The sequence below is a fragment of the Pseudomonas sp. MONT-RG-20F-20-E-7-02 genome, from assembly GCF_022662395.1.
Taxonomy (GTDB): Bacteria; Pseudomonadota; Gammaproteobacteria; order Pseudomonadales; family Pseudomonadaceae; genus Aquipseudomonas.
This window is the reverse complement of record NZ_JAKNQN010000001.1, coordinates 965,119-980,390: the sequence shown is the minus strand read 5'-3', so window position 1 is coordinate 980,390 and position 15,272 is coordinate 965,119. Positions and strand designations below refer to the sequence as shown.

10 protein-coding genes are annotated in these 15,272 nt (G+C 61.4%); 2 read left to right on the top strand and 8 right to left on the bottom strand.

The annotated features are described in order from the left end of the window. Positions 1–91: 91 nt before the first annotated feature. Positions 92–1,480: a cysteine--tRNA ligase gene (gene cysS / locus L8I05_RS04450; RefSeq protein WP_242167327.1), complete on the bottom strand. Its 1,389-nt coding sequence runs from the start codon at positions 1,478–1,480 to the stop codon at positions 92–94. Positions 1,481–1,498: 18 nt separating this feature from the next. After that, positions 1,499–3,199 (bottom strand): glutamine--tRNA ligase/YqeY domain fusion protein, encoded by a 1,701-nt coding sequence (locus tag L8I05_RS04445; RefSeq protein WP_159957685.1) that lies wholly within the window; start codon positions 3,197–3,199, stop codon positions 1,499–1,501. A 251-nt stretch (positions 3,200–3,450) separates the two neighbouring features. Here L8I05_RS04445 and L8I05_RS04440 point away from each other — a divergent pair, with 251 nt between their 5' ends. After that, complete coding sequence (locus tag L8I05_RS04440; protein WP_159957687.1) at positions 3,451–3,954, top strand: peptidylprolyl isomerase; 504 nt, start codon at positions 3,451–3,453, stop codon at positions 3,952–3,954. Then, positions 3,951–4,700: a UDP-2,3-diacylglucosamine diphosphatase gene (lpxH, locus tag L8I05_RS04435; protein ID WP_177018408.1), complete on the top strand. Its 750-nt coding sequence runs from the start codon at positions 3,951–3,953 to the stop codon at positions 4,698–4,700. Before L8I05_RS04440 ends, lpxH begins: the two co-directional genes overlap by 4 nt. Positions 4,701–4,830: 130 nt before the next feature. Here lpxH and L8I05_RS04430 read toward each other — a convergent pair whose 3' ends face one another. The 6 genes from L8I05_RS04430 to L8I05_RS04405 form a co-directional block, all read right to left on the bottom strand. Beyond that, complete coding sequence (locus L8I05_RS04430; RefSeq protein WP_177018409.1) at positions 4,831–6,366, bottom strand: DHA2 family efflux MFS transporter permease subunit; 1,536 nt, start codon at positions 6,364–6,366, stop codon at positions 4,831–4,833. Further along, positions 6,366–7,565 carry an efflux RND transporter periplasmic adaptor subunit gene (locus tag L8I05_RS04425; protein WP_159957692.1) on the bottom strand — a complete coding sequence of 400 codons (1,200 nt, stop codon included), beginning with the start codon at positions 7,563–7,565 and terminating at the stop codon, positions 6,366–6,368. Before L8I05_RS04425 ends, L8I05_RS04430 begins: the two co-directional genes overlap by 1 nt. Before the next feature lie 15 nt (positions 7,566–7,580). After that, positions 7,581–9,032, bottom strand: coding sequence for an efflux transporter outer membrane subunit (locus L8I05_RS04420; RefSeq protein ID WP_159957694.1), 1,452 nt, complete (start codon positions 9,030–9,032; stop codon positions 7,581–7,583). Next, positions 9,029–9,502, bottom strand: coding sequence for a MarR family transcriptional regulator (locus L8I05_RS04415; protein ID WP_177018411.1), 474 nt, complete (start codon positions 9,500–9,502; stop codon positions 9,029–9,031). The genes L8I05_RS04420 and L8I05_RS04415 overlap by 4 nt, the downstream gene beginning before the upstream one ends. A 347-nt stretch (positions 9,503–9,849) precedes the next feature. Further along, positions 9,850–13,536 (bottom strand): translocation/assembly module TamB domain-containing protein, encoded by a 3,687-nt coding sequence (locus L8I05_RS04410; protein WP_242167326.1) that lies wholly within the window; start codon positions 13,534–13,536, stop codon positions 9,850–9,852. Continuing rightward, entirely contained in the window at positions 13,536–15,263 is a 1,728-nt protein-coding gene (locus L8I05_RS04405; protein ID WP_242167325.1) for an autotransporter assembly complex family protein, read from the bottom strand. The genes L8I05_RS04410 and L8I05_RS04405 overlap by 1 nt, the downstream gene beginning before the upstream one ends. Positions 15,264–15,272: the final 9 nt, after the last annotated feature.

The following is a 15,272-nucleotide window of genomic DNA, read 5'->3' as shown; positions in this document are numbered from 1 at the left end:
TCGCGAATGCGGTGAGCCTGATCGTTCCCACGCTCTGCGTGGGAACGATCGCCCCGAACCCGTCGGGGCGTTTTCATTCAGCGTTTACCGATCAAGCCTGATCAGCCAAGCGCCACGTCGTCCCGCCCTTGCCGTCTTCCAACACCACACCCATCGCGGTCAGTTGGTCACGGATACGGTCGGACTCCGCCCAGTCTTTATTGGTACGAGCCGCCAGACGCGCCTGAATCAGCGCATCCACCTCAGCCGCATCCACACGCCCTTCGGCGCCGGCTTGCAGGAAGTCATCGGCTTCCATCTGCAGCACACCCAGCACGCTGGCCAGCTCTTTCAAGCGTGCCGCAAGCCCGGCCGCTGCGTCGAGATCAGTCTCGCGCAGGCGGTTGATCTCACGCACCATTTCGAACAGCACCGCGCAGGCTTCCGGCGTGCCGAAGTCGTCGTTCATCACTTCGGTAAAGCGTGCAACGAACGCTTCACCGCCGGCAGGCGCCACGGCCGGCAGGCCTTTCAACGCGTGGTAGAAACGCTCCAGGGCACCCTTGGCGTCCTTGAGGTTGTCTTCCGAGTAGTTGATGGCGCTGCGGTAGTGGCTCGATACCAACAGGTACCGCACCACTTCCGGATGGTACTTTTCCAGCACGTCGCGGATGGTGAAGAAGTTGTTCAAGGACTTGGACATCTTCTCGCCATTGATGCGAATCATGCCGCAGTGCATCCAGGCGTTGGCGTAGGTCTTGCCGGTGGCCGCTTCGCTCTGGGCGATTTCGTTCTCGTGGTGCGGGAACTCGAGGTCGCTGCCGCCGCCATGAATGTCGAAGGTGTCACCCAGGCAGCAGGTGGACATCACCGAGCATTCGATGTGCCAGCCCGGACGGCCCGCGCCCCACGGCGACTCCCAGCTCGGCTCGCCGGGCTTGGTGCCTTTCCACAGCACGAAGTCCAGCGGGTCTTGCTTGGCTTCGTCGACTTCGATGCGTGCGCCGATGCGCAGGTCTTCGATTTTCTTGCGCGACAGCTTGCCGTAGCCCATGAACTTGGCGACGCGGTAGTACACGTCGCCATTGCCCGGGGCGTAGGCGTAACCCTTGTCGATCAGGGTCTGGATCATCGCGTGCATGCCAGGGATGTGATCCGTGGCACGCGGCTCCATGTCCGGCTTGAGGATATTGAGGCGGGCCTCGTCCTCGTGCATGGCGGCAATCATGCGCTCGGTCAGCGCGTCGAACGACTCGCCGTTTTCGTTGGCGCGGTTGATGATCTTGTCGTCGATGTCGGTGATGTTGCGCACATAGGTCAAGTCATAGCCGCTGAAACGCAACCAGCGGGTCACCAGGTCGAAGGCAACCATGCTGCGGCCGTGGCCGATGTGGCAGTAGTCGTACACGGTCATGCCGCACACGTACATGCGCACCTTGTTGCCATCGAGCGGCTTGAAGACTTCTTTGGTCTTGCTGAGTGTGTTGTAGATCGTTAGCACAACGGCTTCCTTAGAGAATCACTGGCCCCACGAATCACGCAAGGTCACGGTACGGTTGAATACCGGATGACCTGGTTTCGAGTCCTTGATATCCGCGCAGAAGTAACCTTCGCGCTCGAACTGGAAACGGTCTTCCGGCTGTGCGTCGCCAAGCGATGGCTCGGCACGACAACCGGTGAGAACTTGCAGCGAGTCAGGGTTGATGTTGTCCAGGAAGCTGGCGCTGTCTTCCGCCTTCTCAGGGTTCGGCGAACGGAACAGACGATCGTACAGGCGCACTTCGCACTCGATGCTGGCAGCGGCCGGTACCCAGTGAATCACGCCCTTGACCTTACGGCCTTCAGGGTTCTTGCCCAGGGTTTCCGGGTCGTAGGAGCAACGCAGTTCGACGATGTTGCCATCGGCGTCCTTGATCGCTTCGTCGGCACGGATCACGTAGCTGCCGCGCAGGCGCACTTCGCCATTCGGCTCCAGGCGCTTGTAGCCCTTCGGCGGCTCTTCCATGAAGTCATCACGATCGATGTAGATTTCCCGCGCGAACGGCAGCTTGCGCACGCCCAGCTCTTCTTTCTGCGGGTGACGCGGCAGTTCGAGGTTGTCGACCTTGTCTTCCGGGTAGTTGGTGATCACGACTTTCAACGGGCGCAGCACGCACATGGCGCGCGGGGCGTTGGCGTCGAGGTCCTGGCGGATACTGAACTCGAGCATGCCGTAGTCGACCACGCCGTCGGAACGGTTGGTGCCGACCATCTCGCAGAAGTTACGGATCGACGCCGGGGTGTAGCCGCGACGGCGGAAGCCCGACAGCGTCGACATGCGTGGGTCATCCCAGCCGTGCACATGTTTCTCGTCAACAAGCTGCTTGAGCTTGCGCTTGCTGGTGATGGTGTAGTTCAGGTTCAGGCGGCTGAATTCGTACTGACGCGGGTGCGCCGGCACTGGCAGGCTATCGAGGAACCATTCGTACAGTGGACGGTGGCTTTCGAACTCCAGGGTGCAGATGGAGTGCGTGATGCCTTCGATGGCGTCCGACTGACCGTGGGTGAAGTCGTAGTTGGGGTAGATGCACCACTTATCACCGGTCTGGTGGTGGTGGGCATGGCGAATGCGGTACATGATCGGGTCGCGCAGGTTCATGTTCGGCGAGGCCATGTCGATCTTGGCGCGCAGTACGCGGGCGCCATCCGGGAACTCACCGGCGCGCATGCGGTTGAACCAGTCCAGGTTCTCTTCGACCGAACGGTCGCGGAACGGGCTGTTCTTGCCCGGCTCGGTCAGGCTGCCACGGTATTCCTTGGCTTGCTCCGGGGTCAGGTCGTCGACGTAGGCCTTGCCGGCCTTGATCAACTCGACGGCCCAGTCGAACAGCTGGTCGAAATACTTGGACGCGTAGCGCACTTCACCGGACCACTCGAAGCCCAGCCACTTGATGTCGCTTTCGATGGCGTCGATGTATTCCTGGTCTTCCTTGGCCGGGTTGGTGTCGTCGAAACGCAGGTGCGTGACGCCACCGAACTCCTGGGCCAGGCCGAAGTTCACACAGATCGACTTGGCGTGACCGATGTGCAGGTAGCCGTTGGGCTCTGGCGGGAAGCGGGTGACGATCTGCGTGTGCTTGCCCGAATCCAGGTCCGCCTGGATGATCGGGCGCAGGAAATTGACCGGGACGGCAGGTCCGGCCTTGGAATTCGAGGTAGGGTCGACAGTGGGCTTGCTCATAGGATCCTTGAACAGACGAAGTGCTTGGCCAGAAGTGGGGCCGATAAAACAAAGGGCTTATGATAGCCGAAGCTGTCAAGACACTGACAGAGCGCGGCCCAAAACTGCTGGATTAATTGCCCAGGCGGTAAAAAACCACCTCGAAATTCCTGCAGGTCACGCTAAACTGCGCGCCTTGGCTGCTGTTTCGCCAATCCGGTAGCGGCGCCCGGGCGTCCAAACCCACGAATTCCCTGAAAAGAGTAGTGAACATGACTCAAGTCAAACTGACCACCAACCACGGTGACATCGTCATCGAGCTGAACGCCGAGAAAGCGCCGATCACCGTCGCCAACTTCATCGAATACGTGAAGGCTGGCCACTACGACGGCACCGTTTTCCACCGTGTAATCGGTAACTTCATGGTCCAGGGCGGCGGTTTCGAGCCTGGCATGAAAGAAAAGAAAGACAAGCGTCCAAGCATCCAGAACGAAGCGGACAACGGCCTTTCCAACGACAAATACACCGTCGCCATGGCCCGTACCATGGAGCCGCATTCGGCCTCCGCACAGTTCTTCATCAACGTGGCCGACAACGCTTTCCTGAACCACAGCGGCAAGAACGTGCAGGGTTGGGGTTACGCGGTATTCGGTAAAGTCACCGAAGGCCAGGACGTCGTTGACAAGATCAAAGGCGTGCAGACCACCGGTAAAGCCGGTCACCAGGATGTTCCGGTAGAAGACGTTATCGTCGAAAAAGCCGAGATCGTTGGGTGATATTGCTGATTTCAGATTTGCATCTGGAAGAGGGGCGCCCGGATATCACCCGGGCGTTTCTGGATTTGCTCCACGGCCGCGCCCGTGGCGCCCAGGCGTTGTACATTCTGGGGGACTTCTTTGAAGCCTGGATTGGCGACGATGGGATGACACCGTTCCAGCGCTCGATTTGCACAGCATTGCGCGAGCTGAGCGACAGCGGCACCCCGATTTTCATCATGCACGGCAACCGCGATTTCCTGATCGGCAAGGCGTTCTGCAAAGCGGCAGGCGCCACCTTGCTCAAGGACCCGAGTGTCGTGCAGTTTTATGGCGAGCCCGTGCTATTGATGCATGGCGACAGCCTGTGCACCCGCGACGTCGGCTATATGAAGCTGCGACGCATCCTGCGTAACCCGATTGTGTTGTTTGTCCTGCGGCACCTGCCCTTGCGCACGCGGCACAAGCTGGCACGCAAGCTGCGCAGTGAGAGCACTGCCCAAGTGCGCATGAAAGCCAACGACATTGTCGATGTGACGCCCGAGGAAGTACCACGGGTGATGCAGCAGTTTGGCGTGCGCACGTTAGTCCACGGCCATACGCACCGCCCCGCCATTCATAAGTTGCAGATTGGCGACCAGGCGGCCAAGCGCATTGTGCTGGGGGATTGGGACAAGCAGGGTTGGGCGTTGCAGGTGGATGAGCAAGGGTTTGCGTTGGCGGCGTTTGACTTCGTCAATCCGCAGCTGGCGTTGCCTGGCGCTTGAACCAGATCGTTCCCACGCTCTGCGTGGGAATGCCGCTTTGGACGCTCGGCGTCCGCTTTTGAAGGTCGTGACGCAGAGCGTCACAGGAGGCGTTCCCACGCGGAGCGTGGGAACGATCCTCAACTTCGGCTCAGTGCCCCGAAGCCTCCGGCCCGGCCTTCGCCGCAAATGGCGGTTTGGCCAGCCACACAATCACGATCAAGCCCATGAACATCCATCCCAGCAACGTGAAGTAATCCACGGTGGACATCATGTAAGCCTGGCTGGTGAGGATCTGGTCCAATTGCGCATAGGCCTTGTGCCCTGCCCCGCCAAGCGCCTGCAACGCGTCGCGGGTTGCCGAGTCGTAGGTGGTCATGTTCTCGCTCATGTAGGCATGGTGCTGGTCGGCGCGGCGAATCCAGATCCACGTGGTCAGCGAGGCCGCAAAGCTGCCGCCCAAGGTCCGCAGGAACGTGGCAAGGCCTGCGCCATCGGCGATTTGCGCCGGCGGCAGGTCGGACATCAGGATGCTCAAGGTCGGCATGAAGAACAGCGCCACGCCGATACCCATGAACAGCTGCACCAGGGCGATGTGGGTGAAGTCGACCTCATTGGTGAAGCCGGCGCGCATAAAGCAGCTCAGGCCAATCGCCAAAAATGCCAGGCCCGCCAGCAAGCGCAGGTCGAACTTGTGCGCGTACTTGCCCACAAACGGCGACATCAGCACCGGCAGAATCCCGATCGGCGCCACCGCCAGGCCTGCCCAAGTGGCGGTGTAGCCCATCTGGGTTTGCAGCCATTGCGGCAGGATCAGGTTGATGCCGAAGAAACCCGCGTAACCCAGGATCAGCACAATGGTGCCGATGCGGAAGTTGCGATAGGCAAACAACCGCAAGTTAACCACCGGATGCTTGTCGGTCAGCTCCCAAATGATGAACACCGCCAGGGCAACCGCCGAAATCACCGCACCAATAATGATGAAGTTGGATTCGAACCAGTCCAGGTCGTTGCCCTTGTCGAGGATGATCTGCAAGGCACCGACACCGACGATCAAGCTCAGCAGGCCGACGTAATCCATCGGCTGGTAACTGGTGACCACCGGGCGTTTTTTCAGCTGCGAACGCACCACCATCACCGCAAAGATGCCGATGGGCACGTTAATGAAGAAGATCCACGGCCAGCTGTAGCTGTCGGTGATCCAGCCGCCAAGGATGGGGCCGGCAATCGGCGCCACCACCGTGACCATCGCCAGTAACGCCAGGGCCATGCCGCGCCTGGCCGGTGGGTAAACCGCGATCAGCAAGGTTTGGGTCATCGGGTACAGCGGCCCGGCCACCAGGCCTTGCAACACCCGAAAGCCGATCAGCTCAGGCATCGAGGTAGAGATACCGCACAGGAACGACGCCAACACAAACAGGATGGTCGCCCACAAAAACAGCTTCACCTCGCCAAAGCGCCGGCTCAGCCAGCCGGTCAGCGGCAAGGCAATGGCGTTGCTCACCGCAAACGAGGTGATGACCCAGGTGCCCTGCTCCGAACTCACGCCGAGGTTGCCGGAAATGGTCGGCAACGCCACGTTGGCGATGGTGGTGTCGAGCACCTGCATAAAGGTCGCCAGCGACAGGCCAATAGTGGCCATCAACAAGCTCGGCGGCGTAAAGGACGCGGGGGCGTTAGCACTCATCAGCGTTGCACAGCCTTGGGCGCGGCGAGGCTGTTGTCATGGATCAACTGGGTGATCATGGCGTCGGCTTCGGCCAATTGGCGGTCATACACGTTGGTGGTGAACGAGGCCTTTTGCGGCGCCTGTTGCGCCAGCACCGGGCCGCTCTGGTCGTGCAGGTCCACATTGACCACGGTGCTCAAGCCCACACGCAGCGGGTGCTTGGCCAGTTCGTCGGCGTTGATATGGATACGCACAGGCACCCGTTGCACAATCTTGATCCAGTTACCGGTGGCGTTCTGCGCCGGCAGCAGGGCGAACGCGCTGCCGGTACCGGCGCCCAGGCTGTCAACGGTGCCGCTGAACTTGACGTCACTGCCGTAGATGTCCGACTCGATGTCCACCGGCTGACCAATACGCATATCGCGCAGTTGGGTTTCTTTGAAGTTGGCATCAATCCACAGCTGATCCAGCGGGATCACCGCCATCAACGCCGTGCCCGGCTGCACACGCTGGCCCAGCTGCACGGTGCGCTTGGCCACATAGCCGGTAACCGGTGCGATCAAGGTGCTGCGCGCATTGGTCAAGTAAGCCTGACGCAGTTGCGCGGCGGCGGCCTGTACGTCCGGGTGCGACGAAATCACTGTGTCGTCCACCAGCGCGCTGCTGGTCTTGAACTGTTGCTGCACGTTGGCCAGGGCGTTTTGCGCCGAGGTGAGGTCGTCACGGGCGTGGGACAGCTCTTCCTGGGAAATCGCGCCGCTGGCGGCGAGGTTCTTACGCCGGTTGTAGTTGTCCTGGGCTTTTTGCACGTTGGCTTGCTGCGCCAGTACCTGGGCTTTCATGCCATCAACGTTGCTGTACAAACCCCGCACTTGGCGCACGGTACGCGCCAGGTTGGCCTGGGCACTTTGCAGGCCGACAGCGGCGTCGTTCGGGTCGAAGTTGATCAACACCTGGCCTTCGTGAACCAGGTCGCCATCGTCAGCGCCGATGCTGACCACAGTGCCCGTCACCAGCGGCGTGATTTCCACCACGTTGCCATTCACATAAGCGTCGTCGGTGCTTTCACTGAAGCGCCCGTAAAGCTCATACCAGCCCCATACGCCCAAGGCGCCGAGGATGACAATCAGCGCCAGGCCAATCAGCATGATCTTGCGTTTGCGCGGGTTGGTGTCTTTGGGTTGTTCGTTTGCTTGGGTGTTTTCGGCAGTGGCCATGACAATTACCTCAAATTATTCCGTGCGTGTAGCTGGGGTGGTCGCGGCCACGTTTTTGGCGTCGTACCCGCCACCCAGGGCCTGCATCAATTGAATCGACAGATCGATCTGTGCCGCATTCAGCGTCGCCAGCTGACGCTGGGCCTGCAGCAATTGCTGCTCGATGCTGAGCACATCGAGGTAATTGCCGATCCCCGAGCTGTAGCGTTGCACTCCGGTGTCGTAGGACTGCTGGGCAATGTCCGCGGCGTGTTGCTGCGCCTGGATCTGCCGACCGGTGTCACGCAATTGCGAAAGGGTGTTGCCGATATCGCCCAAGGCTTGCACCAGGGTCTTGTTGTACTGGGCCACGGCCAGGTCGTAATCGGCGTCGCGGGCATCGAGGTCGGCGCGCAAGCGGCCGCCATCGAAGATCGGCAACGAGATCGTCGGCGCAATGCTGAAGAAACGGCTGGCCGAACCAAACATCGCGTCCCCCAGCAACGACTCGGCCCCGGCGCTCGCGCTGAGGTTGAGGTTGGGGTAGAAGCGGGTTTTGCTCGCGGCAATGTTCTTGCTCGCGGCTTCGACGCGCCAGCGTGCGGCGATCAGGTCCGGGCGACGGCCCAGCAACTCGGCCGGCAGCACCGAAGGCACCGCTACCGCACTGGGTTTAAGCACGTTCGGGCGGGTCAGTTCGTTGCCACGGTCCGGGCCTTTGCCGAGTAATACGGCGAGGGCGATCTTGGCGCTTTGCAGCTGTTTCTCCGCATCGATCAATTGCGACTGGGAGCTGGCTTCCAGGCTTTCGGTCTGCTGGTACTGGTACTGGCTGTCGATGCCGGAACTCAGGCGACGCTTGCTCAAGTCGAGCATCTGGCGAGTGCGCTTGAGGTCGTCGGCGGCCAAGTCACGCACGATGTGGGCCTGGCCCAAGTCGCTGTAAGCCTTGGCGACGTTGGCGGCCAAGGTCAGGCGGGCAGCCTGTTGATCGACTTCGGCGGCACGCGCCTGGCCCAAGGCGGCTTCCCAGGCGGCACGCTGGCCACCCCAGAGGTCGAAGTTGTAGTTGAAGCTGGCGCCGATGTTACGCACGGTGGCGTAGGCATCGCCCTCACCACGCGGGTCCTGATCCTTGGCCAGGCGCGAACGGCTCACGCCGGCGCTGGCATCCAGGGTCGGCATGCGTGCAGCGTCGGCGGCATAGGCAGCGGCTTCGGCCTGGTGGGCACGGGCGCTGGCGACTTGCATGTCCGGGCTGTTTTGCAGGGCTTCGTGGATCAGGCCGTCTAATTGTGGGTCGCCAAGGCTTTTCCACCAGTCGGCAGTCGGCCACGCGGCGTTGGACAGCGTCACGCCACTGAGGGATTTACCGGTTTGCAAGGTGTTGGCGTCGAGACGTTGGCCCTGGGTGTCGAGGCCGCTGAAGTTGGCGCAACCGGCCATGCTCATCGCCACCAGCACCAGGCTAAGTGCGCGTGTGTTCATTGATTACCTACCCGCTGGATGACGATGGCGTCACCGGCAGCTACCAGAATTTTCGTGAGGATTTTTTCCAGGGTTTGCAACTCACCGGGCTCCAGGGCGCCGGCCAGTTCATTCATCGACTGCGCACCGATGTGCGGCAGCATGTCTGCCAGGCGCTGGCCGTCTTCAGTGAGTACCAACTGCACTTGGCGCCGGTCCTGCTCGGAACGCTTGCGCGCCAGCAGGCCCTTTTGCTCCAGACGGTCGAGCATGCGCGTCATCGAACCGCTATCCAGCGACAGGTTGCGGCACAGCTCGGCCGGGGTGTCGACGTCAAACTGGGCAATGATGATCAACACCTTGAACTGCGCAGCGGTGACGCCATGCGGTTCCATATGGGTGTCGATAATACGGTCCTTGAGCAGCGCCGCCCGGCCCAGCAACAGGCCGAGGTGGCAGTTGCGAAAGCTGTCAGGGGTGAAGTGGGTCATCGGAAGTCACCTTATTACTGCCTAGGCAGTGAATGTATGACAAGATGTTACTGCTTAGGCAGCGAATGTCAAATGGAATTATTAGCTTGCTTGCTAATTTCGCGACGGAAGGCTTGGCATACAAATAAAAGTGGGAGCTGGCATCTATGGAACTTCCATGGGGAGCCACCGTTCTGCGTGGCGAGCGGGCTTGCCCCGCGTTGGGGCGCGAAGCGGCCCTGAAACCTGCCAGCGCGTTTATTCTGGAGGAACGCATTAGCCGTTCTAGGGCTGCTTCGCAGCCCAACGCGGGGCAAGCCCGCTCGCCACAGCAAGCCAGCTCCCACATTTTTTTACTGCGTAAGCGCTTAGAAATCCCGCTTGTAGAAGATATCCAGCGAGCTGGCCACGCCACTCGCCACTTCCAGGTACACCTTTTTGCTCAGCAAGTAACGCAAGGCAATGGTGCTGGCCGGTTCGAACACCCCCACGCCATAACGCAGGCTGAGTTTTTCGGTGATCTTGCCGCTGGCGACCACGGAGGTGTTATTGCCGGTGCCCTGGGTGTCGAGGTCGAAGTCCTGGATACCGAGCTTGGTGGCGATATCCGAGGTCACCCCGGCGCTGCCCATCAAACCCAGGCCCAAGGCGGCTTCGGCGAGCATGTTGTTGTCTTCGCCAGTGTTGTTGCGCGAACGCCCCAGCACCAGGTACGACAGCGCATCCTCTTGGGGCATGGCCGGCTCGGAGAAAATTTGCGTAGTCGGCTGTTCGGCGCTGCCGCTCAGGCGAATGCCGGCGGTCACGGTTCTGGACGGTTCGGTAACCACGCGTATGGCTTCGATATCCAGGAACGGTTGATCCAGCGGCCCGGCGAACAGCAGCCGCGCACGCCGCACATTGAGCCGCTGCCCATAGGCGCGGTAGCGGCCATCGTTGAGCCACAACTCGCCACGGGTGTCCATGTTGTCGCCAATGTGCACCTGGCCCTGGACCTTGGCGGTAAGGCCGAATCCGGCGAAGTTGAGCTGGTCTTCGCCCACCACCACGTCGATGTCCATGGCCATCGCCATCGGCGCCTTGCCCTCTTCGGTCTGGCTACCGACGATCACGGTGTCATCCGAGACCTTGACGGTGGACGGCGGCAATTCACGCACGGTGATATCGCCACGCGGGATGTGTACCTTGCCGGCAATCGCCAGCTTGTCGTTTTTCAGGCTGATTTTCAGGTCGGGGGCCACTTCCAGCGTCGCATAAGGCTCCACGGTGACCGGCAGTTTTGAGCCTTGCAGGCTGAGGTCGACGACCAAGGCCTGGCCCCAGTCGATCTGCCCCTTGAGGCTGCCCTGCCCGGCTTTGCCACTGCTCCAGGCGCCATTCAATTGCACGCTTTCGCCGGCAATCAACGCTTGCACGTTCAAGCCTTCAAGGCTGATCGGCAGTTCCGGCCCGGAAATTTCGCCGCCAACCAGGTTGACGCTGCCGTTGACCTGCGGCGCCAACAACCCACCGGAGATACGGCCGTTGCCGTTGAGCTTGCCGGTGAGTTTTTCCACCATCGGCACAAACGGCCGCGCCACTGCGAGGTCCAGGCCGTTGAGGCTGAAATTACCGGTGATCGGCTTGTTCTTCGGCAGCGGGTTGATCTGCGCCTGCACCAGCAACTCGCCGAGCTTGCCGCCACGGAAATTCAGCTGGGTGTCGATACGCTTGGGATTGAGCGTGGTTTCCAGCTTCAAGGTGTCGTAAGGGAAATCCAGCCACTGGTCCTTGTCCTTGACGCGCAACGTGCCGCCACTGGCATCGACCGAAACGACGCCCTTGGGCCCGCTGTCAGACAGGTCAAGTTGGACGTCGGCGTTGAGCTTGCCCTGCCAGGCGAAGTCCTTGGGCAGGAACGCCGCCAGGCTGTCGATGGGGAACTGCTTGAGGTGGTAGCGCAGCTTCGGTTCCGGCATCAGCCGTTGGTCTTCGCCACACAGGCTGGCCGGGCCGGACACCCAGCAATGCGCAGCAAACGTCAGCTTGCCGTCGGCCAGGCGTTCGATTTTCGCCGGTGCCTGCAGCTTCCAGTCCTGGCCACCGGCTTGTACGTCACCGCTGGCCAGGCGCCCGCGCCAGTTGCCTTTGTCGAGATTGCCGTCCAGGGCCAGGGCCAATTTGACCAACGGCCCGGCGAGGTCAAGCTGGACTTTCTGGCTTTTGATATCGCCTTGGGCGCTGGCCGTCAGGGTGCCGACTTGGGTCTCACCGGCCTGGATGCCGCTGCCCTTGAGGTCGATCTTCGCGCGCTGGGCGTTATCCAGCGTGGCGTTGAGACTGAGGTTTTGCAGGTGATTGTCCGCGAATGCCAGCTGCTGGCCCTTGAGGTCGAGCTTGCCTTGCGGCGCCTTCAACGTGCCGGCCACATCGACGCGGCCATTGATCTGCCCGCGCAGCTGCGGCCACAGTTGGGCGAGGCGCGCCAGCTTGATATCGATCTGCCCGGCCAGGCGTTGTTGCAGGCTGCCGCTGCCATTGATGCGGTTGTCGCCCAGGCGAATATCCAGGTTGGCCAGGGTCCATTGCTCACCCGCACCTTCGGCCTTGGCCGCCAGCACGGCGGTTTGGCCACGCAAGCGGCCCTTGAGATCGAGGTCGGCGTTCAGCTTGAGCTGTTCATTTTTGAATTCGCCTTTGCTGCGCAATGGCCCGGCCAATGTGCCCGGCAACTCAGCGACCCAATACGCCGGGTTCAACGCCGACAGGTCGAGTGCGGTGTCCCAGGCTATGCCGTCGGCAAACTGCAGGTTCAGGTGCCCTTCAGCCTTGCCTTGGCCAGCCGTCAGTTTCAGCTCGGGCAGGAAGATTTGCTTGAGGTCGCCACTGAACGGTGTGACCACGTTGAACTTGCCGGCCGGACCGTCGAGGTCGGCCTTGAGGTTGCCGAGGTAGTTGCCGTCTTTATAGGAGATTTCGCCATTGAAGGTACGCAACGCGACCTGCGGCTCATCGATCAATGGGTAGAGGCGGTGCCAAGGGAAATCCAGCCAGTCGATCCTGGCGTCAGCGCTAAAGCCTTGTTGCCAGTCGAGGTTGGCGCTGAGTTTGAGGTTTTGTTTGTCGCCGGCGGTCAAATCCAGGCCGGCGATCTGCGCGCCCTTGGCGTCGACTTTGCCTTGCAGCAGCAGGTCCACCGGGCCCTTTTCCGCTGGCAGAACGGCCTTGCCCAACAGTTGATAACCGCTGCTCAGGTCGCCCTTGGCGGTGAGGTCCAGTTGATTGAGTTGCAGGGTATCGGGCAACTCGGCGCTGGGTTTGAAAGCGTCCGCGGTGAGGTGCAGTTGCGCGGGCAGGTTCTCCACCAGCGGTTGCAGCTCGCCGCTGAGCTTGGCGGGCAAGTAGCCGCTGCTGTCGGCGTCGAGCTTGAGGCTCTTGAGCAGGTCACCGTCGATTTTCAACGCAACTTGCCACGGCGCGCCACCGGGTGCGTAAGGCAGGCTCAGGTTGCCCGTGGCACTCAGCGGCCAGTCGCCGGTCGGTTGCAGAAGGCCGGCGAGGTCCAGCACCAAGCCGTCGCGTTGCAGGTGCACCGAGTCGATCTGCATACCGGCAGCCGTCCAGTGCGCCGCCAATTGCAGGCCCTTGAGCTCTTCGCTGCCATTAAACAGCAAGCTACCGACGCGAACGTCGCCCAGCTGGATCGCCACAGGTAGTTTCAAATCGGGCAGTTGAATCGGCCCACCGCTGCTTTCTTCGGTGCTGGGCGGAAACTGCAGGCTGACCTGCTCCACATCCAGCTGATTGACGCATAAGGTCATGCGCAGCAGGCACGCCGGTGACCAGTCAAACTTCGGCGCATTGAGTTCGACGCGGCTGGCGTCCTGCTGCCAGAGCAGATGATCGGCGCTCCACTGGCCGCCCAAGTGGCCCTGGAAATTCTCCACCGTCAGCCCCGGCACCTGGCCCAAGGCCCAACGGCTGCCTGCTTGGGTGCCGAGCACGGTCCACAGCCCCAACACAACCAGGGCAAGGACCGCCACAACGGCCAGCCCCGCTATTTTCAAACCACGCATCACAGCTCAGGCCCCATGGAAAAGTGCAAACGAATGCCGCCCGGATCTTCGAGGGCATGGGCCAGGTCAAGACGAATCGGCCCGACCGGCGACACCCAGCGCACACCCACGCCCACACCGGTTTTCAGGCTGGGCATTTCGAGGGTGTTGAACGAGTTGCCTTGGTCGATAAAGGTCGCGATCCGCCATTTTTCGGCGATGGAATATTGATACTCGGCGCTCAGGGCCACCATGTAGCGGCCGCCGATGCGATCACCGCGATCGTTCTCCGGCGACAAGGTCTGGTACTCGTAGCCGCGTACGCTTTGGTCACCACCGGCAAAGAAGCGCAGCGACGGCGGCACGGCGTTGTAGCCATTGGTGGCACTGCCGCCGAACTGCGCACGCCCGAGGAAGCGGTGGTTATCCCACAAGGTGGTCAAGCCTTTGATCGTCGCCGTGCCGTAAAGCAGGTTGGTGTCGGAGCCCAGGCCTTCCTTGGCGACCTTGGCATCGAACATCAGGCGGTAGCCATTGTGTGGGTCGATGCGGTTGTCGCTGCGCAGGTAGGAATAATTGATACCTGGCATCACCAGGTTACTCAGGCCCGAGTCATTGCCCAGGCGGTATTCTTCGCGCTGGTATTTGAGCGAGATAACCCGTGTCCAGCCGCTGGGCAATTTGCTGTGCCATTCAGGGCCCAGGGTGAGCAATTTACTCAGGGTGTCGGTGTTGGCGATTTCTTCGTTCTGGTAACCACCGGCGAAGCGCAATTTATCGGTCAGCGGCGGGTCCAGGGGAATGTCGTACCACAGGCCGACGTTCTGGCGTGGCGCCGACAGTTCGGCTTCCCAGCCGTAACTGTGGCCTTGCGGGTTGACCCAGTGACGGGTCCAGTTGGCTTTGCCGCGCGGGCCGACGTCGGTCGAATAACCGAGGCCCAGCCCCATGGTGCGCGGCTTGCGGGTTTCCAGTTGCACGGCCACCGGGATCACATCGTTGGCCGACGCGGCTGGGCTGGCGTCGACGCGCACGGCCTCGAAGAAGCCACTCGATTGCAGGTTCTGGTTGAGTTCGGCGATCAGCTCGGAGTCGTAAGGTGTGCCACTTTTGAACGGCACCATGCGTTGCAGCAGCTCTTCATCGAACGGCGTGTCGCCGGCAAAGCTGACCTTGCCCATGCTGTAGCGCGGGCCGCTGTCGTAAACGAGTTCGATATCGGCGACGCCCGCCTTGGGGTCGACCGAGAGTTTTTGGCGGGTGAAGCGCCCACTGAAAAAGCCGTAGCGCGAGGCCTGGTTCTGGATCAGACGCTTGGCGTCTTCGTAATGGCCGTGGTTGAGCACGGCGCCGGATTTGAGGTCGTCGCTGGCAGGCACGCGAAACGCCTTGAGGCTCGCAGCGTCACCGTCGACCTTGATGGTCACGTTGCGCAAATGCACCGGTTCGCCGGGGTCGATGGTGAGGGTCAGGCGCGGGTTCTTGCCGCCCCTGACCTCACTGGCGATCTGCGGCTGATAGAAGCCGAGCGCCTGGGCGGCCTTGCGGGCCTGCTCCTCGGCGCCACGGCTGAAGCGCTGCAAGGCTTCTTCATCGCGATCGCCGACCCCGCCGATATAGCCTTCGATGTTGGCTTTCAACGCGTCGTTTGAAGGTTTGATCCGCACGTCCAGTTCGCTTTGCGCCAACGCGCCGCAGCTTGTGAACAGCAGAATCAAGCCGCTGGTAAATCTTCCTGGAAACTTCATAGGCGCGGA